This window comes from Variovorax sp. J31P179 (genome assembly GCF_030316985.1).
GTDB lineage: Bacteria > Pseudomonadota > Gammaproteobacteria > Burkholderiales > Burkholderiaceae_C > Variovorax > Variovorax ginsengisoli_B.
The window spans coordinates 681075-703403 of record NZ_JASZYL010000002.1 but is presented as its reverse complement, the minus strand read 5'-3'; the positions used below and the strand labels follow the sequence as shown (position 1 = coordinate 703403).

Annotated in this window: 18 protein-coding genes; 11 read left to right on the top strand and 7 right to left on the bottom strand. The window is 69.3% G+C overall.

What is annotated here, in order from left to right; all coding sequences use genetic code 11:
- The first annotated feature begins 10 nt into the window (after positions 1-10).
- Both QTI17_RS07725 and QTI17_RS07720 read left to right on the top strand, forming a co-directional pair.
- Entirely contained in the window at positions 11-1549 is a 1539-nt protein-coding gene (locus tag QTI17_RS07725) for a 2-isopropylmalate synthase (RefSeq protein WP_286532026.1), read from the top strand.
- A gap of 117 nt (positions 1550-1666) precedes the next feature.
- A complete protein-coding gene (locus tag QTI17_RS07720; RefSeq protein WP_286532025.1) occupies positions 1667-2842 on the top strand; it encodes a serine hydrolase in 1176 nt (391 codons plus the stop codon).
- 99 nt (positions 2843-2941) lie between these two features.
- On the opposite strand, the gene QTI17_RS07715 is transcribed toward QTI17_RS07720, so the two are convergent.
- The 3 genes from QTI17_RS07715 to aat are packed head-to-tail and all read right to left on the bottom strand — an operon-like array spanning position 2942 to position 5265.
- A complete protein-coding gene (locus QTI17_RS07715) occupies positions 2942-3736 on the bottom strand; it encodes an IclR family transcriptional regulator (RefSeq protein ID WP_286532024.1) in 795 nt (264 codons plus the stop codon).
- A 30-nt stretch (positions 3737-3766) separates the two neighbouring features.
- Positions 3767-4516, bottom strand: coding sequence for an arginyltransferase (locus QTI17_RS07710; protein WP_286528825.1), 750 nt, complete (start codon positions 4514-4516; stop codon positions 3767-3769).
- Positions 4513-5265, bottom strand: coding sequence for a leucyl/phenylalanyl-tRNA--protein transferase (gene aat / locus QTI17_RS07705; protein WP_286532023.1), 753 nt, complete (start codon positions 5263-5265; stop codon positions 4513-4515). The genes QTI17_RS07710 and aat overlap by 4 nt, the downstream gene beginning before the upstream one ends.
- Positions 5266-5387: 122 nt before the next feature.
- Here aat and QTI17_RS07700 point away from each other — a divergent pair, with 122 nt between their 5' ends.
- Positions 5388-7712 (top strand): xanthine dehydrogenase family protein molybdopterin-binding subunit, encoded by a 2325-nt coding sequence (locus QTI17_RS07700; protein WP_286532022.1) that lies wholly within the window; start codon positions 5388-5390, stop codon positions 7710-7712.
- Positions 7713-7778: 66 nt separating this feature from the next.
- Here QTI17_RS07700 and pobA read toward each other — a convergent pair whose 3' ends face one another.
- Positions 7779-8960 (bottom strand): 4-hydroxybenzoate 3-monooxygenase, encoded by a 1182-nt coding sequence (gene pobA, locus QTI17_RS07695; RefSeq protein ID WP_286532021.1) that lies wholly within the window; start codon positions 8958-8960, stop codon positions 7779-7781.
- 119 nt (positions 8961-9079) lie between these two features.
- Here pobA and QTI17_RS07690 point away from each other — a divergent pair, with 119 nt between their 5' ends.
- From QTI17_RS07690 to QTI17_RS07670, 5 genes are all read left to right on the top strand, one after another.
- The gene (locus QTI17_RS07690) at positions 9080-9850 is read left to right on the top strand and encodes an IclR family transcriptional regulator domain-containing protein (RefSeq protein WP_286532020.1); all 771 of its coding nucleotides are present in this window, start codon (positions 9080-9082) and stop codon (positions 9848-9850) included.
- Between the two features lie 41 nt (positions 9851-9891).
- Entirely contained in the window at positions 9892-10551 is a 660-nt protein-coding gene (locus QTI17_RS07685) for a response regulator (RefSeq protein ID WP_286532019.1), read from the top strand.
- Between the two features lie 85 nt (positions 10552-10636).
- On the top strand, positions 10637-11944 hold the full coding sequence (locus QTI17_RS07680) for an ATP-binding protein (protein ID WP_286532018.1): 1308 nt from the start codon (positions 10637-10639) through the stop codon (positions 11942-11944).
- A 201-nt stretch (positions 11945-12145) separates the two neighbouring features.
- Positions 12146-13630, top strand: coding sequence for a Do family serine endopeptidase (locus QTI17_RS07675; RefSeq protein WP_286532017.1), 1485 nt, complete (start codon positions 12146-12148; stop codon positions 13628-13630).
- A 208-nt stretch (positions 13631-13838) separates the two neighbouring features.
- Positions 13839-14111: a hypothetical protein gene (locus QTI17_RS07670; RefSeq protein WP_286532016.1), complete on the top strand. Its 273-nt coding sequence runs from the start codon at positions 13839-13841 to the stop codon at positions 14109-14111.
- An 8-nt stretch (positions 14112-14119) separates the two neighbouring features.
- Here the strand turns inward: QTI17_RS07670 and QTI17_RS07665 are convergent, their stop codons facing one another.
- Complete coding sequence (locus tag QTI17_RS07665; protein ID WP_286532015.1) at positions 14120-14323, bottom strand: hypothetical protein; 204 nt, start codon at positions 14321-14323, stop codon at positions 14120-14122.
- A gap of 127 nt (positions 14324-14450) precedes the next feature.
- Here QTI17_RS07665 and QTI17_RS07660 point away from each other — a divergent pair, with 127 nt between their 5' ends.
- The 3 genes from QTI17_RS07660 to QTI17_RS07650 all read left to right on the top strand — a co-directional run bounded on the left by QTI17_RS07660 (position 14451) and on the right by QTI17_RS07650 (position 16805).
- The gene (locus QTI17_RS07660; protein ID WP_286532014.1) at positions 14451-14831 is read left to right on the top strand and encodes an FHA domain-containing protein; all 381 of its coding nucleotides are present in this window, start codon (positions 14451-14453) and stop codon (positions 14829-14831) included.
- A 117-nt stretch (positions 14832-14948) separates the two neighbouring features.
- Positions 14949-15110 (top strand): hypothetical protein, encoded by a 162-nt coding sequence (locus tag QTI17_RS07655; RefSeq protein ID WP_286532013.1) that lies wholly within the window; start codon positions 14949-14951, stop codon positions 15108-15110.
- 57 nt (positions 15111-15167) lie between these two features.
- Entirely contained in the window at positions 15168-16805 is a 1638-nt protein-coding gene (locus tag QTI17_RS07650) for a putative bifunctional diguanylate cyclase/phosphodiesterase (RefSeq protein WP_286532012.1), read from the top strand.
- A 14-nt stretch (positions 16806-16819) separates the two neighbouring features.
- On the opposite strand, the gene QTI17_RS07645 is transcribed toward QTI17_RS07650, so the two are convergent.
- Together QTI17_RS07645 and bcsZ are read right to left on the bottom strand one after the other, a co-directional pair.
- Entirely contained in the window at positions 16820-21118 is a 4299-nt protein-coding gene (locus tag QTI17_RS07645; protein ID WP_286532011.1) for a cellulose biosynthesis protein BcsC, read from the bottom strand.
- Positions 21094-22314, bottom strand: coding sequence for a cellulose synthase complex periplasmic endoglucanase BcsZ (bcsZ, locus tag QTI17_RS07640; RefSeq protein ID WP_286532010.1), 1221 nt, complete (start codon positions 22312-22314; stop codon positions 21094-21096). The genes QTI17_RS07645 and bcsZ overlap by 25 nt, the downstream gene beginning before the upstream one ends.
- Between the last annotated feature and the right edge of the window lie 15 nt (positions 22315-22329).

Genomic DNA, 22329 nt, shown 5'->3' with positions numbered 1-22329 from the left:
GGAGACCACGATGGCTGACAAACTGATCATTTTCGACACCACCCTGCGCGACGGCGAACAGTCGCCGGGTGCCTCCATGACCAAGGACGAGAAGCTGCGCATCGCGCGTCAGCTCGAGCGGCTGCGGGTCGACGTCATCGAGGCCGGCTTCCCGGCCAGTTCGAACGGCGACTTCGATGCCGTGAGCGCGATCGCCAAGGCGATCAAGGACTCCACCGTCTGCGGCCTGTCGCGGGCCAACGACCGCGATATCTCGCGCGCGGCCGAGGCGCTCAAGGGGGCCGCCAACGGGCGCATCCACACCTTCATCGCGACCTCGCCATTGCACATGGAGAAAAAGCTGCGGATGACGCCCGACGAGGTGTTCGAGCAGGCCAAGCTGGCGGTGCGCTTCGCCCGCAACCTGGTGGCCGACGTCGAGTTCAGCCCCGAGGACGGCTACCGCAGCGACCCGGACTACCTGTGCCGGGTGCTCGAGGCCGTGATCCACGAAGGCGCCACCACGATCAACGTGCCGGACACCGTGGGCTACGCCATTCCCGAGCTCTACGGCAACTTCATCAAGTCGCTGCGCGAGCGCATCCCGAACAGCGACAAGGCCATCTGGTCGGTCCATTGCCACAACGACCTCGGCATGGCGGTGGCCAATTCGCTGGCCGGCGTCAAGATCGGCGGTGCCCGGCAGGTCGAATGCACCATCAACGGTCTGGGCGAGCGCGCCGGCAACTGCTCGCTCGAAGAGATCGTGATGGCGGTCAAAACCCGCAAGGATTACTTCGGCCTCGAGATGGGCATCGACACGCGCCACATCGTGGCCGCCAGCCGGATGGTCAGCCAGACCACCGGCTTCGTGGTGCAGCCGAACAAGGCGGTGGTCGGGGCCAACGCCTTCGCCCATGCCTCCGGCATCCACCAGGACGGCGTGCTGAAGGCCCGCGACACCTACGAGATCATGCGGGCCGAGGACGTCGGCTGGAGCGCCAACAAGATCGTGCTGGGCAAGCTCAGCGGCCGCAACGCATTCAAGCAACGGCTGCAGGAGTTGGGCGTTACCATGGACAGCGAGGCCGACATCAATGCCGCCTTCGCCCGCTTCAAGGAACTGGCCGACAGAAAAAGCGAAATATTTGACGAAGACATCCTCGCTTTGGTCAGCGACGGAGAGCTCTCGCACGTTGGTGAGCAGTTCGGCTTTGTATCCTTGTCGCAACATAGTGAAACAGGTGAGCGGCCCCAGGCCCGCATCGTCTTCACCGTGCAGGGCAAGGAGGTCACGGGCGAGTCCGACGGCAACGGTCCGGTCGACGCGTCCCTGAAGGCGATCGAGGCCCATGTGAAGAGCGGGGCCGAGATGGTGCTGTATTCGGTCAATGCGATCAGCGGGTCGACCGAGAGCCAGGGGGAAGTGACGGTGCGTCTGCAGAATGCGGGCCGGGTGGTCAACGGGGTCGGTGCCGATCCCGACATCGTGGTCGCTTCGGCAAAAGCATACTTAAGTGCTCTCAACAAGTTACAGAGCCAAGCTGAGAGAGTGGCTGCACAAGGTTAGGTTTTCGGTACTCCTTGTATTCGATTTGAAGAAGAGGGTGCAAGTAACTGATATTGCGTGTCTTTTTTGATTTCGTTTACACTGCGGTCACCTTTTATCGCCGCTGGAGAGTTTTAAATGTCTGAAGCCCGTTCCTACCGAGTTTCCAGCCAGCGGTTCCTACCCACCCTCCGCCTTGCCGCCGTCGTTCTGTGTGCGACGGCGTTTTTGTTGCCCGGGGCGCAGGCCGCCACCGCGGCCAAGAAGAAGACGGCCGTGAGCGCCGACTCGAGCCGCAAAGCCGCTTCGGGCGCGGGCGCGAAACACGCTGCCGGCAAGCAGGTCGCGAAGGTTGACAAAGCCGACAAGAGCGTGAGCGGCGGACGCAACGTGGTGGCGACGATCCGCCAGAAGAATGGCAAGACCGTGGTGGCCGTGCAGCGCCGCTCGATCGTCCGCGTCGCGGAAGCCGCGCCGGCGCGCCAATCCTTTGGACAGATGGCCGGCCTGCACAGCACCGAAGACGCGCTCGACCTGAAGTCCAGCGTGGCCCTGGTGATCGACCAGGACACCCAGGAAGTCCTGTTCAGCAAGAACGACCACGCCGTGCTGCCGATCGCATCGTTGACCAAGCTCATGACCGGGCTGCTGATCAGCGAGGCCAAGCTGCCGTCCGATGAACTGATCACCATCACCCAGGACGACGTCGACACCGAGAAATTCAGCCGCTCGCGGCTGGTGGTGGGCACCAGCCTGCCGCGCGGGGAACTGCTGCACCTGGCGCTGATGTCGAGCGAGAACCGTGCGGCCCACGCCCTCGGCCGCACCTACCCCGGCGGCCTGTCCACCTTCGTGAGCATCATGAATGCCAAGGCCAAGATGCTCGGCATGAAGGACACGAGCTACGTCGAGCCGACCGGCCTGTCGAGCCGCAACCAGTCGAGCGCCCAGGACCTGGCCCTGCTCGTGAATGCCGCCTACGCCGACGCGACCGTGCGCCAGCTGTCGACCTCGCCCGAGTACCAGGTGGAAGTCGGCAACCGTACGCTGCAGTTCAACACCACGAACCGCCTGGTCAAGAGCCCGGATTGGGACATCGGGGTGCAGAAGACCGGCTACATCTCGGAAGCCGGGCAGTGCCTGGTCATGCAAGCCAAGATCGCCGGTCGCAAGCTGATCATGGTGTTCCTGGATTCGGCCGGCAAGTTCAGCCGGATCGGGGATGCGGAGCGGGTCCGCCGCTGGGTCGAGGCGACCCATATGGGCAGGCCGAATCCGGGGATGCAGCAGGCGTTTGCGCACGCTGCGAGCTGAAGGCGAGGGGAGCGGGGACCTTTGATCAGTTGAGGACAGAGCAAAAACCGCTGCGCGGTTTGTTGGTCTGTCCCGCAAGGTCTCAGGTTCCGCAAGGTCTCACGAGGCGACCTGCTGCTCCGCCTTGTAACCCAACGCACCTGAAATCTCGTTGGCGGTGGCTTGCAGCTTCGGCAGCCATCCCTCGTCGAGCCGGTCGGCGGGTGCCGAGATCGACAGGCCCGCGACCAGCTTGCCCTGGTCGTCGTAGATGCCGGCCGCCATGCAGCGCACGCCGAGCTCGAGTTCCTCGTTGTCGCGCGCGATGCCGTACTGGCGGGCCTTGGACAATTCGCGCTCCAGGGCCGGCAATTGCGTGATGCTGTTGCGCGTGTGGCCGGCCAGGCCGGTCCGGGTGGCGTAGCTGCGGATGCGCTGGGGCTCGTCGACCGCCAGGAACAGCTTGCCGGTCGAGGTGAGGTGCAGCGGCGCCCGGCCACCGATGGCCCGCACCACCTGCATGCCCGAGCGCTCGCTGTAGGCGCGCTCGATGTAGACGATCTCGTCGCCCTGGCGCATGCTGAGGTTGACCGGCTGCTGGGTGAGCTTGTGCAGCTCCCGCATCGGCGTCAGCGCCGCGTCGCGCACATTGAGCCGGCCCTTGACCAGGTTGCCCAGCTCCAGCAGCCGCATGCCGAGCCGGTAGCTGCCGGCCTCGGGGCGGTCGACGAAGCGGCCGACAGCCAGGTCGTTGAGGATGCGGTGCGTGGTCGACGGATGCAGGCCCGTCTTTTCGCTGATTTCCTTGAGGGAAATCGCTTCTTCACGCGACGCCAGCACATCGATGAGCGAAAACATCCGCTCGATGACCTGGATCACGGGGGTGGCGGGAACGTCAGATTGTGGTTTTCTCATGTGCAACGCGGTGGGAGACCGGTCGCCATTTTACTTGGTGAAATGGGTTTGCGGTTGCCAGCGACCGTCGATCAGCACTTCATGCGGCGTAAAGCGCGCCTTGTAGTTCATCTTGGCGCTGCCTTCGATCCAGTAGCCGAGATAGACGTGGGGCAGGGCGAGCTTGCGGGCCTGTTCGATCTGCCACAGCACGCTGTAGTTGCCGTAGCCGGCGCCCGGCTCGGGCTCGTAGAAGGTGTAGACCGCCGACAGGCCATCGTTCAGCACGTCGAGGATGGAGACCATCTTGAGGGCGCCGGCGCTGCCGTCGGGGAGCGTCTCGCGGAACTCGACCAGCCGCGAATTGACCCGGCTCTGGAGCAGGAACTGGGTGTACTGGTCGATGCTGTCGTGGTCCATGCCGCCACCCGAGTGGCGGCCGTTCTGGTAGCGCAGGTAGAGTTGGTAGTGCTCGGGCACGAAGCACAGCTTGAGCACCCGGGCCTGCAGGTTGGCGTGGCGCGTCACGGCGCGGCGCTGGCTGCGATTGGGCTTGAATTCGTTGGCCAGCACGCGCAGCGGCACGCAGGCGCTGCAACCGTCGCAATACGGCCGGTAGGTGAACATGCCGCTGCGGCGGAAGCCGCTCAGCACCAGGTCCGAGTAGGCGTCGTTGTGGATCAGGTGGCTCGGCGTGGCGACCTGCGAGCGCGCCTGCCGGTCCGGCAGATAGCTGCACGGATAGGGGGCCGTTGCGTAGAACTGCAGCGTGTGGAGCGGGAGATCCTTGAGGTGCGTCACGTCGGGTTGGAGCTTCGCGCAGGCAGGAGTTCATTCCAGTATACGGGCTCGAAGCGCCAGACAGGGCCGGGTTCGCGGCGCGCGTGGGCGACGTGCGACACGAAGCGCTGGCGCGGCATTTCGCGGGCCCCGAGGCTGGCGAGATGGCTGGTTTTCTGCTGGCAGTCGATCATGGCGATGCCATGGCGGCGGCAGAACGCGACCAGGGCCGCCAAGGCGATCTTCGAGGCGTCGGGACGGCGCGTGAACATCGATTCGCCGAACACCGCGCGGCCGATGGCGACGCAATAGAGGCCGCCCGCGAGCGCGCCGTCGATCCAGGTCTCGATGCTGTGGGCATGGCCGGCGCGGTGCAGTTCGCCGTAGGCGGCCAGCATCTCCGGCAGGATCCAGGTGCCGGACTGGCCGGCCCGCGGTGCTTGGGAGCAGGCCGAGATGACCGTCTCGAAGCTGTGGTCGAAGCGGATTTCGCAGCGCGGCGAGGCGCGGAACGCGGCCAGGGTCTTGCGCAGCGACCGGTGGAGCCGGAAATCGGCCGTCTGGAGCACCATGCGCGGGTCGGGGCTCCACCAGAGGATCGGCTGGCCCTCGCTGAACCATGGGAAGATGCCGCTGCCATAGGCCCGCAGCAGACTGGCGACGTCGAGGCTGCCGCCGGCCGCCAGCAGGCCGGGCACGGGATCGGCATCGCCCCAGGCCAGGGCGGCATCGGGCAGGGGATCTCCAGGATCGAGCCAGGGCAGTTGCATGGTCGGAGGTATACACGGCTTCGGACGGGGCGCATCCGTTGCACAAGCCGAATGATCGCCAAAACCCTATAGTCGTTCCTGCACCCGCAAAAAATGCCCCCAACAAAGCAAGAGGACCCACGGTGACCACAGATACGAATCCCATGCGCTTCGGCAGCGGCCAGGCGGTCAGACGGCTCGAGGACGAGAAGCTGCTGGCCGGCGCCGGCCGCTACACCGACGACGTCGCACCGGCGGGCCAGAGCTGGCTTTGCTTCGTGCGTTCGCCCTATCCGCACGCGCGGCTCGTCACGGTCGATACGGCGGCGGCCGGCGGAATGCCCGGCGTGCTCGGCGTCTTCACCGGGGCCGACCTGGACCGGGCCGGCGTCAAGCCGATGCCGGGAGCGCCCTTCAAGCGCGCCGACGGCGCCGACTGCGCGACGCCGCTGCGCCGGGTGCTGGCGCTGGAGCGCGTGCGTTTCGTCGGTGAGCCGGTCGCCGTCGTGGTCGCGGAGACTTTGACTCAGGCGCGCGATGCGGCCGAGGCGGTGATGGTCGACTACGAAGAGCTGCCGATGGTGGTCGACCTGCGGGCTGCGACCGCCGAGGGCGCGCCGCTGATCTGCGACGAGGGCACCGGCAACATCGCGGCCGAGATGCGCCACGGCAGCGCCGAAGCGACCGCGGAGGCCTTCTCCAAGGCCAGCCACGTGGTGGCGCTCGACGTCGTCAACCAGCGCGTGGTTGCGCTGACGATCGAGCCACGCACCGTGCTGGCCGAGTTCGACCCGGCCACCGACCGGATCACGATCCGGATGAGTACGCAGATGCCTTCCGGCGTGCGCGATTCGGTGTGCGACGCTATCGGCCTCGCGAAGGACAAGGTGCGCGTGGTGGTGGGCGACGTGGGCGGCGGCTTCGGCATGAAGACCGGCGCCTATCCCGAGGACATCGCGGTCGCCTACGCCGCCCGCGCGCTGCGGCGCCCGGTGAAGTGGGTTGCTGACCGCAGCGAAGAGTTCCTGACGACCTCGCATGGCCGCGACATCGAGGCCAAGGCCGAGCTGGCGCTCGACGCCCAGGGCAAGATCCTCGGCCTGCGCATCCGCACCCATGCCAACGTCGGCGCCTACGCGACCGGCACCGGGGTCGCGATCCAGCTGCTGATCGGCCCGTGGGTGCAAACCAGCGTCTATGACATCCAGACCATCGACTTCCATTTCAAGGCGGTGCTGACCAACACCGCGCCCACCGGCGCCTACCGCGGGGCCGGTCGGCCCGAGGCGATCTACACGATGGAGCGCCTGATGGACGAGGCGGCGCGCCAGACCGGCATCGACCGGATCGAGCTGCGCCGGCGCAACTTCATCGGCCCGGCGCAGATGCCCTACAAGAATCCGATGCAGCAGGTCTACGACACCGGGGCCTTCGAATCGGTCATGGACCAGGCGCTGGCGCTGGCCGACTGGCAGGGCTTCGATGCCCGGGCGGCCGAATCGAAGCGGCAGGGGCGGATGCGCGGACTGGGCATCGCCACCTTCCTCGAGTGGACCGGCGGCAATGTGTTCGAGGAGCGCGTCACGGTCGCGGTGCGCGCCGACGGCGTGATCGAGGTGTTCTCGGCCGTCAATGCGATGGGGCAGGGCATCGCGACCACCCTGGCGCAGCTGGTGGTCGACGCCTTCGGCGTGCCGATCGAGCAGGTGCACATCGTGTTGGGCGACACCGACCGCGGCGACGGCTTCGGCAGCGCCGGCTCGCGCTCGCTGTTCACCGGCGGCTCGGCGGTCCGGATCGGCGCCGAGCGCACCATCGAGAAGGGCCGCGAACTGGCGGCACAAGAACTCGAGGTGGCGACGGCCGACGTCGAATACGCGGCCGGCGTCTTCAAGGTGGCAGGCACCGACCTGAAGCTCGACCTGTTCACGCTGGCCGGCAAGCAGGCCGAGCAGCAGATCTTCGTCGACTCGACCAGCACGGTGTCGGGGCCGACCTGGCCGAACGGCTGCCACATCACCGAGATCGAGATCGATCCGCCCACGGGCGAGATCAGCGTGCAGACCTATGCCTCGGTCAACGACGTCGGCCGGGTGGTCAACCCGCTGATCGTGCGCGGCCAGCTCGAGGGCGGGGCGGTGCAGGGCATCGGCCAGGCACTGTGCGAGCGAGTGGTCTACGACAGCGAGACCGGCCAGCCGCTGACCGGCAGCCTGATGGACTACGCGGCGCCGCGCGCCGACATCATCGCCACCATGTTCCGCATGGAGATGGACGAATCGACGCCGTGCAAGAACAACCCGCTGGGGGTCAAGGGCGTGGGTGAGCTGGGCACCATCGGCGCCACGCCGGCGGTGGTGAATGCGGTGGCGGATGCGCTGGCGCGCAACGGGCTGGCGGACCGGACGCCGCATCTGGACATGCCGTTGACCCCGGATCGGGTCTGGCGGTTGATGCAGGCGGCCTGAAAAATCTGGTCAGTTGGGGACGGAGCAACAAACCGCTTCGCGTTCGTTGGTCTGTCCCGCAAGGACTCAGAAATCTTCCATCGGCAACCCCACATAGTTCTCCGCCAGCGAGGTCGAGGCGGCATGCGAGTGCACCAGGTAGTCGAGTTCGGCCTCCTGGATCTTCTGGCCGAATTCGCCGGTGTCCGGGAAGCGGTGCATCAGCGAGGTGAACCACCATGAGAAGCGCTCGGCCTTCCAGACCCGGCGCAGGCAGAGGTCGGAGTAGCGGTCCAGGGCCGAGGGCGTCTTCTCGCCGTAGTAGATCTCGAAGGCGCGCGACAGGTAGCCGACGTCGGCCGTGGCCAGGTTCAGGCCCTTGGCCCCGGTCGGCGGCACGATGTGGGCGGCGTCGCCGGCCAGGAACAGGCTGCCGAAGCGCATCGGCTCGGCGACGAAGCTGCGCAGCGGCGCGATGCTCTTCTCGAGCGACGGGCCGGTCACGAGGCGGTCGCGGGCCTCGGGGTCGAGGCGCAGGCGCAGCTCGTTCCAGAAGGCCTCGTCGCTCCAGTTCTCGACCTTCTCTTCGGTCGGGACCTGGACGTAGTAGCGGCTGCGGGTGGCGCTGCGCATGCTGCACAGCGCGAAGCCGCGCGCGGTGTTGGCGTAGATCAGTTCGTGCGACACCGGCGGCACGTCGGCCAGCACGCCGAGCCAGCCGAAGGGGTAGATCTTCTCGTAGGTGTGCAGCGAATCGGCCGGCACGCTGGCGCGGCTGACGCCGTGGTAGCCGTCGCAGCCGGCGATGAAGTCGCATTCGACCTCGTGGGTGGCGCCGTCCTTCTGGTAGCGCACCCGGGGCTTGGCGGTGTCGAAGTCGTGCAGGCTGACCGACGCGGCGTTGTAGATCGTGGTCAGGCCGGCGGCCGCGCGCGCTTCCATCAGGTCGCGGGTCACTTCGGTCTGGCCGTACACCGTGACCTGCTTGCCGTCGGTCAGGCCGTGCAGGTCGATGCGGTGCCGGGCGCCCTTGAACAGCAGCTCGATGCCCCCGTGCGGCAGGCCCTCGGCCTTGGCCCGAGTGTCGACGCCGGCGCGGTCCAGCAGGTCCATCGTGATCTGCTCGAGCACGCCGGCGCGGATGCGGCCGAGGACGTAGTCCCCGCTCTGGCGTTCGAGAATGATGTTGTCGATGCCGGCCTTGTGCAGCAGCTGGCCGAGCAAGAGGCCGGCGGGGCCTGCACCGATGATGGCAACCTGTGTTCGCATGCGAGTCTCCTGAAGTTTGTGCGAGCGTAGGGCGTCGCATCCGTTTCAGGGGACCCGGATGGCACGCGCTGTGCGATCATGAAAGCACTTGCGCGATGATCGCGCAATCCCTTCCGACCATGACCATCGCAAAACCGGATTTCATCGAGGGCATCGCCAAGGGCATGGCCGTGCTCGAGAGCTTCGATACCGAGCGCCAGCGGCTCAATGCCACCCTGGCCGCCGAGCGGGCCGGGCTCACGCGCGCCGCGGCCCGGCGCCACCTGCTGACCCTGGCACACCTGGGCTACCTGGAAACCGACGGCAGCTATTTCTGGATGTCGCCCAAGGTGCTGCGCTTCTCGGGCAGCTACCTGGCGTCGTCGCGGCTGCCGCGGGCGCTGCAGCCGACCTTGAACCGGCTCGCGGCCCAGACCCAGGAATCGTTCTCGGCCGTGGTGCTCGACGGCGAGGAGGTGGTGATCGTCGCGCGCAGCGGCAGCTACGCGGCGCCGACCCGGGTGCTGGCCTATGGCCTGCATCTCGGGGCCCGGCTGCCGGCCCACGCGACCTCCACCGGCCGGGTGCTGCTGGCCGCGCTGAGCCCGGCCGAGCTCACCGAATGGCTCAAGGCGCGGCGGCTGTCCCGGCTGACGCCCCAGACCATCACCCAGGCGCGGGAACTGCGCCAGCGCATCGCGCAGACCCGCAAGGACGATTTCTGCTTTGCCAGCGAAGAGCACGAGCTCGGCGTCCAGGCCATGGCGGTGCCGCTGCGCGACATGCAGGGGCGCACGGTGGCGGCGCTCAACGTGGTGCTGTCCGGGGGGCGCTACCAGGAGGACGCGCTGCGCCGCGACCTGCTGCCGCTGCTGTTCGATGCGGCCAGAGAGGTCAGGTCCTTGCTGTGAGTCGCTACCATCGCGTTCGACCCACAGCGGATGACTGAACCATGCGACTGCTGCTGCTCGAAGACGACGTGATGATCGGCGAAGCCGTGCTCGACCTGCTGCGCGCGCAGCAGTACGCGGTCGACTGGGTCAAGGACGGCGACGCCGCCGATACAGCCCTGCGCACGCAGCAGTACGACCTGGTGCTGCTCGACCTCGGCGTGCCGCGCCGCGACGGGCTCGACGTGCTGCGCGCGCTGCGGGCCCGCAAGCAGCGCATGCCGGTGCTGATCGCGACCGCGCGCGACTCGGTCGCGCAGCGCATCGAGGGGCTCGATGCCGGCGCCGACGACTACGTGCTCAAGCCCTACGACCTCGACGAACTGCTGGCCCGCATCCGGGCGCTGCTGCGGCGGGCCTCGGGGCGGGCCGAGCCGGTCTACGAGCACATGGGCGTGAGCGTCAATCCGGCCACCCGGGAGGTCAGCGTGGGCGGCCAGCCGGTCATCTTGTCGGCGCGCGAATGGGCGGTGCTCGAGCCGCTGCTGGCCCGGCCCGGCATGGTGCTGTCGCGGGCCCAGCTCGAGGAGAAGCTCTACAGCTGGAAGGACGAGATCAGCAGCAATGCGGTCGAGGTCTACGTCCACGGGCTGCGCAAGAAGCTGGGCGCCGACCTGATCCGCAATGTGCGGGGGGTGGGCTACATGGTGCCGAAGGAATGAAGAGCGCCGCGCCGGGCCGCCCCAAGCAAGCTCGCGCCCCCTCGGGGGGCAGCGAGGACACGAAGTGCCGAGCGTGGGGGCATCGATGAAGTCGCTCCGGGCTAGGTTGCTGTGGTTCCTGCTGGCGGCCATCGTGCTGGCGGCCGGCACCCAGGCCTTCGTCACCTATCGCGCGGTGCTCGAGGCGGCCGACGACATCTTCGACCAGCACATGCAGCAGATGGCGCTGTCGCTGCGTGCCGGCCTGCCGCCCAGTTCCACGGTCGGCGGCCTGGGCGGCGGCGAGGAGAATTTCGAATTCATCGTCCAGATCTGGACCCTGGACGGCATCCGGATCTTCGATTCGGCCGCCCAGTCGGCGCTGCCGCAGCGCGCGGTGCTGGGCTTTTCCAACGTGAAGGCGCGCAGCACCACCTACCGCGTCTTCTCGCTGGCGACCGGGGCGCTGGTGATCCAGGTGGCGCAGGACATGGCGGCACGCCGCCGCATGGCGGGCACGCTGGCTTTGCGCACCGTCGGGCCGATCGTGCTGGCGGCGCCGCTGCTGATGCTGGTGGTCTGGTGGGTGGTGAGCCGCTCGCTGGCCCCGGTGGCCCGGGTCCGCCGGCAGGTGGCGACCCGGCAGGCCGACGACCTGTCGCCGCTCAACGAAGCCGACCTGCCCGAGGAGGTGCGGCCGCTGGTGCACGAGCTGAACCTGCTGTTCGTTCGGGTGCGCCAGGCCTTCGAGGCCCAGAAGCACTTCGTCGCCGACGCGGCGCACGAACTGCGATCGCCGCTGGCGGCGCTCAAGCTGCAGGTGCAAGGCCTGCAGCGTGCGGCCGACGATGCGACGCGCGAACTCGCGGTGGCCCGGCTGGCCGCCGGCATCGACCGGGCGACCCGGCTGGTCGAGCAGATGCTGGCGCTGGCACGGCACGAGGCCAGCGCGGCGGCGGGCGCGCGGCCGGAAGCCGTCAGCCTGCCCGAGGTCGCGCGGCTGGCGATCTCCGACACCGTGGCCGCGGCCCAGTCGCGCGACATCGACATCGGCATCGCGCGGGCCGACCCGGCGACGGTGCAGGGCCAGCCGGAGGCGCTGCGCACCCTGCTGCGCAACCTGATCGACAACGCGGTCAAGTACACGCCGCCCGGCGGCCGCGTCGACGTCGGGATCGCCGCCGGGGCGGGCGCCGTCGAATTGAGCGTCGACGACAGCGGACCCGGCCTGCCCGAGAGCGAGCGCGAGCGCGTGCTCGACCGCTTCTACCGCGCGGGCCAGCCCCAGGCCCCCGGCAGCGGCCTGGGCCTGTCGATCGTCAAGTCGATCGCCGACCTGCACGGCGCGGCCGTCTCGCTGGAGCCATCGCCTCTCGGCGGCCTGCGCGTTCTGGTTCGCTTCCCCGCAGCCTGACTGCCCGGCCGGCGCAGCCCGGCCCGTTGGTGAAACACCGCGGAACTGGCTTTGCCAGGCCGCTGGTGTTGCCCCCGGTAGGGGGTGGGCGCCCGGACACGAAGTGCCGGGCAACCTGGGGGCGAGCCAATTTAAGCCGGGCCTAAGCTGGCGGCCCGACATTCCTTTCGTGCTCTCTTCCCATACTCGAAAGGATTTCTGATGAAAACCGGTTTGACCTCGCCTCGCGCGCTCGTGCTTTCGCTGGCAGCCGCCGGCGTGATCGGTGCCGTCGGCACTGGCGCCTACACCAGCGCCCGTGCCGTGGCCGCGCCCCCGGCGCAGGCCGTTGCCGTCGCTGGCACCACCACCGCGCCGACGGTGACCATGCCCGACTTCTCCACCATCACCGCCCGCGACGGCCAGGCGGTGGTCAACATCAGCGTCACCGGCACCACCAAGACGGCCGGCGCCGAAGGCGGCCCGCAGATGGACCCGGACGATCCGATGTACGAGTTCTACCGCCGCTTCGGCGGCGGCCAGGGCCCGCGCGGCCAGCAGCCGCAGCGCGAGACCCCGGTCCGTGGCCAGGGCTCGGGCTTCATCCTGAGCGCCGACGGCATCATCCTGACCAACGCCCACGTCGTGAAGGACGCCAAGGAAGTCACGGTCAAGCTGACCGACCGCCGCGAGTTCAGCGCCAAGGTGCTGGGCTCCGACCCCAAGACCGACGTCGCCGTGATCAAGATCGAGGCCAAGAACCTGCCCGTGCTGGCGGTCGGCAGCACCAAGGACCTGAAGGCCGGCGAATGGGTGCTGGCGATCGGCTCGCCCTTCGGCTTCGAGAACACCGTCACCGCCGGCGTGGTCAGCGCCAAGGGCCGCTCGCTGCCCGACGATGGCTACGTGCCCTTCATCCAGACCGACGTCGCGATCAATCCGGGCAACTCCGGCGGCCCGCTGCTCAACACGCGCGGCGAGGTGGTCGGCATCAACTCCCAGATCTACAGCCGCAGCGGTGGCTACCAGGGCGTCTCGTTCGCGATCCCGATCGAGGTCGCGATGCAGGTCAAGGACCAGATCGTCGCGACCGGCAAGGCCACCCATGCGCGCCTCGGCGTCGCGGTCCAGGAAGTGAACCAGGCCTTTGCCGATTCGTTCAAGCTCGACAAGCCCGAAGGCGCGCTGGTCTCGAACGTCGAGAAGGGCGGCCCGGCCGACCAGGCCGGCCTGCGCTCGGGCGACGTGATCCGCAAGGTCGACGGCGAGCCGATCGTGTCCTCGGGAGACCTGCCGGCCCTGATCGGCCAGAAGAAGCCGGGCAGCAAGATCGCGCTCGAGATCTGGCGCCAGGGTGCGCGCGAGGAAATCTCCGCCAAGCTGGGCGACGCGGCCGAGAAGGGCACCGCGGTGGCGAAGAACGAGGAGGGCGGCGCCAAGCAGGGCAAGCTCGGTCTCGCGCTGCGTCCGCTGCAGCCGCAGGAACAGCGCGAAGCCCAGGTCGACGGTGGCCTGCTGATCGCGGATGTCGGGGGTCCGGCGGCACTGGCCGGCGTCCAGACGGGCGACGTGCTGCTGGCCATCAACGGCACGCCGGCGAAGAGCATCGAGCAGGTGCGCGAGGTGGTGGCCAAGGCCGACAGGTCGGTGGCGCTGCTGATCCAGCGCGACGGCAACAAGATCTTCGTGCCGGTGCGCCTGGGCTGAGGCGCTGCCCTTTGCGGGCCGGCCGATTGCGACTTAGTGCCGGTCTCGCGGGGGTGATCGTCAAGGCAGCGTGCAAAAGTGCCTTGGCGATCAAATCACCGCCCAGTAACAATCCAGGCTTCACTGATCGAAAGGTTTCCCGGTGGCACTTCGCGATATAGCGCTGACTGTTCTCGAACTGGAACCCAATGAATTCCATTGGGTTCTGATGGAGGCAGTCCAGGCCGAGTCCGAGGATTGCCTGGGATTCAGGCCGATCGACTGCTCGACACAGGGTGTTCCGGACTATTCGGAAGCGCTCATCCAGGGCGCCTCGGCGCTGCGCGTGCTGCAGGGCCTCGCGCCTTTCGGCAAGCCGAAGACGCCGGTCAGCATCGGCGAGAGCACCGCGGCCCCCTTGCCCGACCCGGGCGGGGCGACCACCGCCTATTCGAGCGGACCGGACTCGTGCATGTTCACCACGGACCACTCCATCCTGTAGTCTTGCGCTCAACGGCCCTGGGCATCGAAGTGCAGCGCCGTGACCGCGATCACCTGGGCCGCCCGCGAGCGGATGGTGCCTCGCTGGGACACGCCGCGAAGCACCAGCAACGGCGGGGCCGGCGTGCGGCAGGGTGCAGGGGACTGGCGATGGAAGCCGACCGCCGCGAACGGCAGCAGAAATCTGGCGGCGAGCGTGTCGGGATGTTGCATCATCCTGAAGTTACGCGGCCGCCGCTCTTTCGCCCATCTCTCCGAAGGAGGCATGGCACCCCCAAAGCGGCATAGACCGGAAGGGCGGCCACGCCGTTCAGGCATTCACCAAGGAGAGGATCGAACAATGACGAGATTGATCGTGTTGCAGAAGAACGGCTCGGCCAAGCAGGTCAACATGACCCGCACGCCCTTCGTCGTCGGCCGTGCCGACAGCTGCGACCTGGTGCTGGACAACCCGCTCGTGAGCCGCTCCCACGCGGTGTTCGAGGCGGTGGGCGACGCCATGACGATCCGCGATCTGCAAAGCCACAACGGGACCTATGTCAATGGCCAGCGGGTCGAGGGCAGCGCGTTGAGCAATGGCGACGAAATCAAGATTGGCGGCTACCAGATCCGCTTCCTGTCGCAGGGCAGTCCGATCGGCGCCGCGGAGGCGCTTCGCCTCGTGACCGTGCCGGGCCGCCTGGCCGACATCGACCTGCAACGGCTGAACGCGAAGTCCTGATCCGCGCCAGCCTCGCAAGACCGCGATCCGACCGGTTCGCAACACACGCCTTTCGGCTGATTCCCGTCGATCCGTTTGCAGCGCAGAGTGTGCGCTCGACGACTCCGGGAGCACAGCATGGACTCTGAGGTCTTGACCCTTGGCGTACTGGCGATCCTGGTGGCGGGCGGCTGGTTGATGGACGTCCTCGGCCACCGGGGGGCATCGCCGCTGCAGCGCCGCATGGTCCAGCAGATCAAGAAATCGGCCGACACGATTCGGGGCGCGCCGCTGCGCTGATCCGATCCGTCATCGGGAGGACGTCGGGCGGTTGTTTTTCCGTGAACAATAGCGCCCATGCTCACCCGCACCCTCGTTGGCCACCTCAAGATTTGCGATGGATCGATTCTCTGGGCCGACGAGGACGCGCACACGCTGCTCGACTATCCGTCGGGCGCGCTCACGGACATGCCCTTCGACGATGTCCTGCCGCCCGCGTCCGCCAACGAGTTGAAGCTCCCGGCGCGCGGCGCGGTGGATGGCCGCCGGGTCGTGTTGCGGGCCCGGCACGGCCACACGATCATGGCCGACCTGCGCGGCGAGCGCATGGACGACCGCTGCGTCCTGTGGAGCTTCACGCCGACGGCCCGCGGCGTGCGCGGCGAGCGGCTCGACCTGCTGTCGCGCCATGACGCGCTGACGCGGCTGCCCAATCGCGTGCCCTCGGCCGAGGAACTGAACCCCGCGCCGGTGCGCAACGGCGACGGCGAGCGCCTGCTGGCGGTCTGCTACCTTGACCTCGACCGTTTCCGCGACATCAACGAGAGCTTCGGTCCGGTGGGCGGGGATGCGGTGCTGCGCGAGGTGGCGCGCCGCCTGAAGGCCGCGGTGCCGAACGATGCCAGCGTCGCCCGGGTCGGCGGCGACGAGTTCGCGCTGCTGCTTTTCGTCAATGACGCGGCGCATTCCGAGGCTCTGCTGGAACAGATCCTGGCGCGGCTCGCGCATCCGTTCCGGCTGCAGGACCGTTCGACGCGGCTGCGCACCAGCGTCGGCGTTTCGCTGATGCGCCAGGGCGAGCAGCCGACCGAAGTCATGCTGCAGCAAGCGCAGCATGCAGTGTTCTTCGCCAAGCGGGCCGGCGGCAGCCAGGTCCATTTTTTCGACGCCGGCCTGGCCCACGAGGAACAGCAGGAACAGCAGATCCGCGAGCGGATCCAGGCCGGCCTGGCGAACCACGAGTTCCTGCTGGCCTACCAGCCCAAGGTCGACATGCTGTGCGGCCGGGTGATCGGCTTCGAGGCCCTGGTTCGCTGGCAGCATCCCGAGCGAGGTCTGCTGCAGCCATCCGCTTTCGTGCCGATGATCGAGGACCACGAACTGGTGGAGCAGCTCGGCGACTGGGCCATCGGCGAGGCGGTGCGGCAGGCGGCCGACTGGCTGGCCGCGGGGGTCAAGACCTCGGTCAGCGTCAACATCAGTCCGCGCCACCTGCTGCGGCCGGACTTCATCGAGCGGCTCGGCTTTCACCTGGGCCGTTTTCCGCAGCTGCACGCGGGCGTGCTCGAGCTCGAGATCCTCGAGACCACCGCCATCAAGGACTTCGGCGCCGTCGCCGATTTCATCGGTGCCTGCAAGGCGCTCGGCGTGCCGGTGGTCATGGACGACTTCGGCACCGGCTATTCGTCGCTGACCTACCTGCGGCGCCTGCCCGTGACCGCGCTCAAGCTCGACCAGTCCTTCGTGCGCGGCATGCTCGAAGACCCGGAGGACGAGGCGATCATCCGCGGCATCCTGGTGATGGCGCGCGGCTTCGGCCGCAAGACCATCGCCGAGGGGGTCGAGTCGGTGGCGCACGGCAATGCGCTGCTGGCCCTCGGCTGCACGCTCGGGCAGGGCTATGGCATCGCCAAGCCGCTGCCGGCCGCCGAGGTGCCGGCATGGATCATCGGCTTCGAGCAGGCGCCGCCCTGGGGCCGGGCGGCGGGCTGCTGAGCGCCAGCAGATTCCTAGAGCAGCGGCGTGTAAGGCGAGCTCACCGGCTTGAGCGTGGCGCCGGCCGGGGCGCCGTAGCGTCCGGTGTTGCCGAGCATGTAGCGCAGGTAGGCGCTGACCGTCACCTGGCGGTAGTTCGATGCGTTGTTGAAAGCCATGGCGCCGCCCAGGAAGAGCTGCGGAGCCACCTGGTATTCGACGATGCCTGCCAGGTTGTAGGCCACGCCCGTGTGGCTGTTCGACAGGTAGTAGCCGGTGAAGGGGGCCTTGTTGAGGCCCAGTCCGGTGGCGGTCGCGACGGCGCTCGCGGCGGCGGCCTGGCGCGCCGGGTCGGTCGGGAACCAGGGCGATGCGTCCTCCGTGAACGACTGGATGCCCAGCGAGGCATTGAGCCGCCACGAGAGCCGGTCGTCGCGGCCGGTCCAGTCGACCGGGAAGGCCACGCTCACATAGGACTGCGGGCTGAAGTAGCCGCCCTGGCCGAAGGTGAAGAAGCTCAGGTTCTTGTCGTAGCTCAGCAGGTCGAGGTTCATGCCGGCGGTCAGGGTCGAACCGGGCTTGTTCATCAGGTGCACGTACAGCCCGCCGCCCAGTTCGTAGCGCGAGTTGTCGGCCACGTTGTGGCCGGTGATCGCATGGGCCAAGCCGTAGCCGTAGATGCCGTAGGTGCCGTCGTCGCGGGTGATGTCGAGCCGGGCGCCGGTCGCCACCACGCCGCCCCAGCGGTCGCCGGTGCGGGTGTCCTCGGTGCCGGCGAACGACAGCAGGCTGTCGGTGACGGCGCGGCGCGACAGGTCGCCCTTCATGGACACGGTGTCGGACAGGGCACCGCTGTAGGTGAGGTTGCCGACCGCGTTGGTCTGCTGGAAGCCGAGCGGCGTGGTGCCGATGCTGGCGTTCAGGTTCTTGCCCTCATAGCCGACCGCGAGGCCGACGCCGCTGGCGTGCTGGCCATCCACCGCCGGGACCCTGCCCGCGAGCAGGTCGATCGCCGCCTGCGGCCCGCCGCCGAAGCGGCTCGAGGTGCCGTAGTCCTGCGCCAGCGCGCCGTTGTCGAGCACCGTCGGCGTGGCGCTGAGCACCACCTTGCCGTTGCCGGCCGGGAAGCGGGCCTCGATGGGCACCTGCAGGTCCTGCAGGCGGCTCAGGCCCGGTTCGCCGTCGCGGCTGCGGTAGACGCTGCCGATGTCGAGCGTCGTGCTGCGTTCGGACTGGATGTCCTGCAGTTCGCTCAGCAACGGGTTGGCCGGCGCCGCGCCGGCGCGCGGCGGGGCGTTCCAGCTGCCTTCGGTTGCCAGGCTGCTGCCGGGCACGGGGGGCGGCAGCGGATAGACCGGCTGGCCGGCGGCTTGGGGCAGCGGATAGGCCGGGGCCTGGGCGTACTGGGGCGCGGCCAGTGCCGGGGAAGGCAGCGGCGCAGCGCCGGCGGGCGCGGCCTGCTGGTTGGCCGCGGCATTGCGGCGGCGGAATTCGGCGCTGTTGCGCGGGGCGGTGGACTTCGGCGCGGCCGTGGCGGCGGTCGCCGGTGCGGCCGCGGTGCTGCCGCCGGCGCCCCAGGGCAGGTTGGCGGCCGGCGGGCTCGCTGCCGCCGCATAGACGGGCGGCACGGCCGCAGGCAACGGCGGCAGCGCCGCGATCGGGGCCGCGCCGCCGCGCATGCCGGCAAAGGGCGAGGCCGGGGCGTTGCCGGCGCTGGCCGGATAGCCTGGCGCGGGCAGTCCGACCGGCTGCAGGGTGGCGGCGAACGGGTTGCCGCCGCTGGCGGCGCCGCCGGTCATGCCGGCGAAGGGATTGGCCGGGGCGGCCGGCACGCCACCCTGGCCGGCCGCGCGGCTGTCGGCGGCGACGGCGGCGCGCAGGTATTGCTCGGCCCGCGCGTTGTCGCCCGCATTGCGATAGACGCGGCCGGCCGCCGCCAGCACGCGCGACTGGTCGGGGGCCTGCTTCAGGGCCGCCTGCACGTAGCTCTCGGCCTCGCCGTGGGCGCGCAGCGCGCTGGCGCTGGCGGCGGCGGCGAGCAGGGTGTCGAGGTCGGTCGGACTGCGCTGCAGGATGCGCTGATAGATCGCCAGGGCCTGCTTCTCGTCGCGCGCTGCCGCATAGAGGCGGGCCAGCGCAGCCAGCACCTGCGGGTCTTCGGGCCGCGCGGCCAGCACCGGCGCCAGCGCGTTGTAGGCCGCTTCGAGGTTGCCGGCCTCGCGCAAGGCGTCGGCCTGGCGCAGGCTGAAGGCGATCGTCAGGCGCTCGTAGTCGGCCCGCTGGGCCGTTGTCATGCTGGCCGATTGCAGCTGCCGCAGCACGGCGGAGAGTTCGACATCCTGCTGGGTCTTGAGCAGCACCGAGGCGTAGAGCAGGCGGTCGCCGACGCCCGGATTCGGGCTGCGCGCCAGCAATTGCCGGCTCATCGCCAGGGCCCGTGGCGCGTCGCCGATGTCGGCGTAGGCGATGGCCAGCTGGCCCCAGAGCTCGGGCGGCATGTCGGCGCCGAGCGCCGCTTCGGTCTGCGCAAGCACGCCGCGGGCCGCGGCCACCTGGCCCTGCCGCGCCAGCGCCTGCGCCTGTTGCGCCTGGCTGGCGGCCCACAGGCGGCGCTGCAGCTGGGTCATGTCGCGGGTGCGCGAGGCGGCCGGGATGCGGTCGAGGTACTGCAGGCCGGCCGCCGGGTCGCCGGCATCGGAGGCGAGCAGGGCGCTCGCATAGAGCGCGTCGGGCATGTCGGGCTGCGACATGAGCAGGCCGTCCATGACGCCGCGGGCCTGGGCCATCATCCCCTGGCGACGGTAGATATTGGCCAGGTCGAGCCGGACCCAGGGGCTGTCGGGGGCGGCCAGCATGGCGTCCTCGAGCGTGCGCTGGGCGCCGGCGTTGTCGCCGGCTTCGATCTGGGCGCGGGCCTTGGCGCGCGCGGCCTCCACCTTGACGTCCTGCAGGCTGCCGATCTGCCGCGCCTGCTCGGGGCTGAGCCGCTGCGACAGGGCCATCGCCTCGTCGCTGCGGCCCTGACGGGTGTAGGCCGTGATCAGGCCGCGCAGCGCCTGGGTGTCGTTGGGCTTGCTGTCGAGCGCACGCCGATAGCCTTGCTCGGCACCGGCGTAGTCGCCGGCCGCGAGCCGAAGGTCGGCCAGCGCGACCTGTCCGACGGTCTCTCGCGGATCGATCTTCACGGCGCGTTCGAGCAGGCCCTGGGCCGTGCGCGTGTCGCCCTTGGCCCGCGCGGCATTGGCCTGGCCGACCAGGTTCCAGTAGGTGGCGCTTTGCAGCGCCGACGCCCACTTGCCGCCGCCGGCGCTTTTCGCGGCCTGCTCCAGCAGCTGCTGGGCTTCGGCGAAGCGCTCCTGGCGCAGCCGGATCAGGCCCAGGCCACCGAGCGCCTCGGCGTCGCCGGGCTCGACCTTCAGAGCCTGCTGGAAGCGCTGCTCGGCGGTTGCGGTGTCGCCGCGATCCAGTGCCTTGAAGCCTTCGCCGAGCGGCTGGGCGGCCGGCGACGCCGGAGCCGCGGCGCTGCGGGCGGCGCTCAGGCCGTCGAGCCGCGCCTGCACGGCGGGGTCGGGATGAGTGGCCAGGAATTCGGTGTAGAGCGGCGCATCGGCCTGCCGGGCGTCCAGCCAGATCAGCGCCTGGCGCCAGCTGGCCGTGGCCGCCACGCCCACCCCGGGCTGCGTCGAGAGCGCCATCAGGCTGCGGATGCCTTCGCGCCGGGTCGGCTCGCGGTAGGTCTGCAGCTGGGCCAGCGCCAGCTTGTAGCCGAGGTTGTCGGGCTTGTCCTTGACCAGCTGGTCGAGTCCCTTGCGGCCTTCTTCCCAACCCTGTTGGGTGCCGCCTAGCAGTTGGTAGTACTCGACCGCCAGCGGCTCGGGCGGCGGCCGGTTGGCGAAGATCGCGCGGTAGATCTGGATCGCTTCGGCGGTGCGGCCGGCCTTGGAGGCGGCGCGTGCGCGCTGCAGGTCGGTCTGCGGCGTGCCGGACTGCGCGCCCTGGGGCGCACCGCGCGGGTCGTCGGGATGGGCGGCGTGCAGCCGCGTGATCCAGCCGCGGGCCGGTTCGGGCTTGCCGCGCGCGAGTTCAACCTGCGACATACCGTACATCGCATCGGCCGATTGCGGATCGATGCTCAAGAGCTTGCGCCAGCTCTCCTCGGCCAGCTCGATCCGGCCCATGCTCTGCCAGTAGTTGCCCTGTTCGATCAGGGCCGTCTTGGCGTCGCCCTGGGCCTGCACCGGCGTGCCCGCGTACAGCGCACCCACCAGGCCCAGGCAGGCCATCAGGCGACTCGCGGCGGTGGAGCCCTTCAGGCGAGTTGGGTGGCGGGGCATAGCAGTCTCCAATGGGTTTGCAGCTGGCCGGTGCGGCTGAATGCGAAGCGGCCATCGAGCCAGGCTTGTCCGAAGAGAAGCAGCATGCGCTCGTAGTACGGAAGGGGCTTGGGCGCGGGCTGGGCCGGACTGCCCACCCGGGCGCGAACGCGCGCCAGTTCGGCGTCGAGCTGCGGCGTCAGCGCCTGCGCCTTGAGATAGGGCAGCAGCGCGCCCGAGAAGCCGACCGGGCCGGTGCCGCGCATGACGCCGGTGTCGGTGTCGATGAATTCGGGCATCGGCTTGCCCTGTTCGAGCAGCCGGCGCGGCCCGTAGAGCGACTTCAGCAGTGGCTGGCGGGCCGGATCGGCGGCGTGCAGCATGCCGGCCCAGAGGTAGACGCGGATGGCGTCGTAGCTGCCCACCGCGCCTTTCTCCGGATCGGCGACGAAGGCCTGCTCCTGGGTCGACCAGGCGCACCAGTCGGGCACGAATCCCTGCGGCGTCACGGCGGCAATCATGCGCACCGTGTTGTCGGCGATCTCGCCCCACGGGCCCTTGCCGTCCAGTTGCTGGAAGCGGCGCAGCAGCTGCAGCGGCAGGTAGCTCGGGTTGAGCCGCCACGCCGGGCCCTTGGCCACCGACTTGGGCCATGGCAGCAGCATGCGGCCGAGCCCCGGCAAGGTCGCGACCTCGTCGCGCGCGGCCATCGCGAGCACCGCGCGGGCCAGGGTCTGGTAGCGCGGCTCGTTCCACAGCCGGCCGGCTTCCAGCAGTGAATAGGCGATCCAGAGGTCGGAGTCGGAGGCCGGGTTGTCGTCGAGCACGCCCCAGCTGTCGTCCGGCTTGTGGCCCCACTGCCACGCCGGCAGGCGCTGCGCGAGGCTGCCGGCCGCCAGGTTCTTCTCGGTCCATTCGAGGATCCGCGCGAAGGCGGCGCGGTCGTTGTGCACCAGCGCGAAGAACAAGCCGTAGGACTGGCCCTCCGAGGTCGAGTGCTGGTTCGGCGTGTCGAAATCGACGATGCGGCCATCGGCCTGCAGGTGGCGGGCAGCGAAGGAGGTCCAGTCGGTCGCCGGCAGGCAGGCGCCGAGAGCCTGCTGCGCCGCGGCCGGCAGGACGTTGGCGAGCGGCATCAGGGCCAAGCCCGCCAGCCAGCGGCGGCGGCTGATGCTCGTGGCGGGGCAGAAAGGGGCGGGCGAGGGAGGGCGGGTCATGGCCAGGGGGCTTTC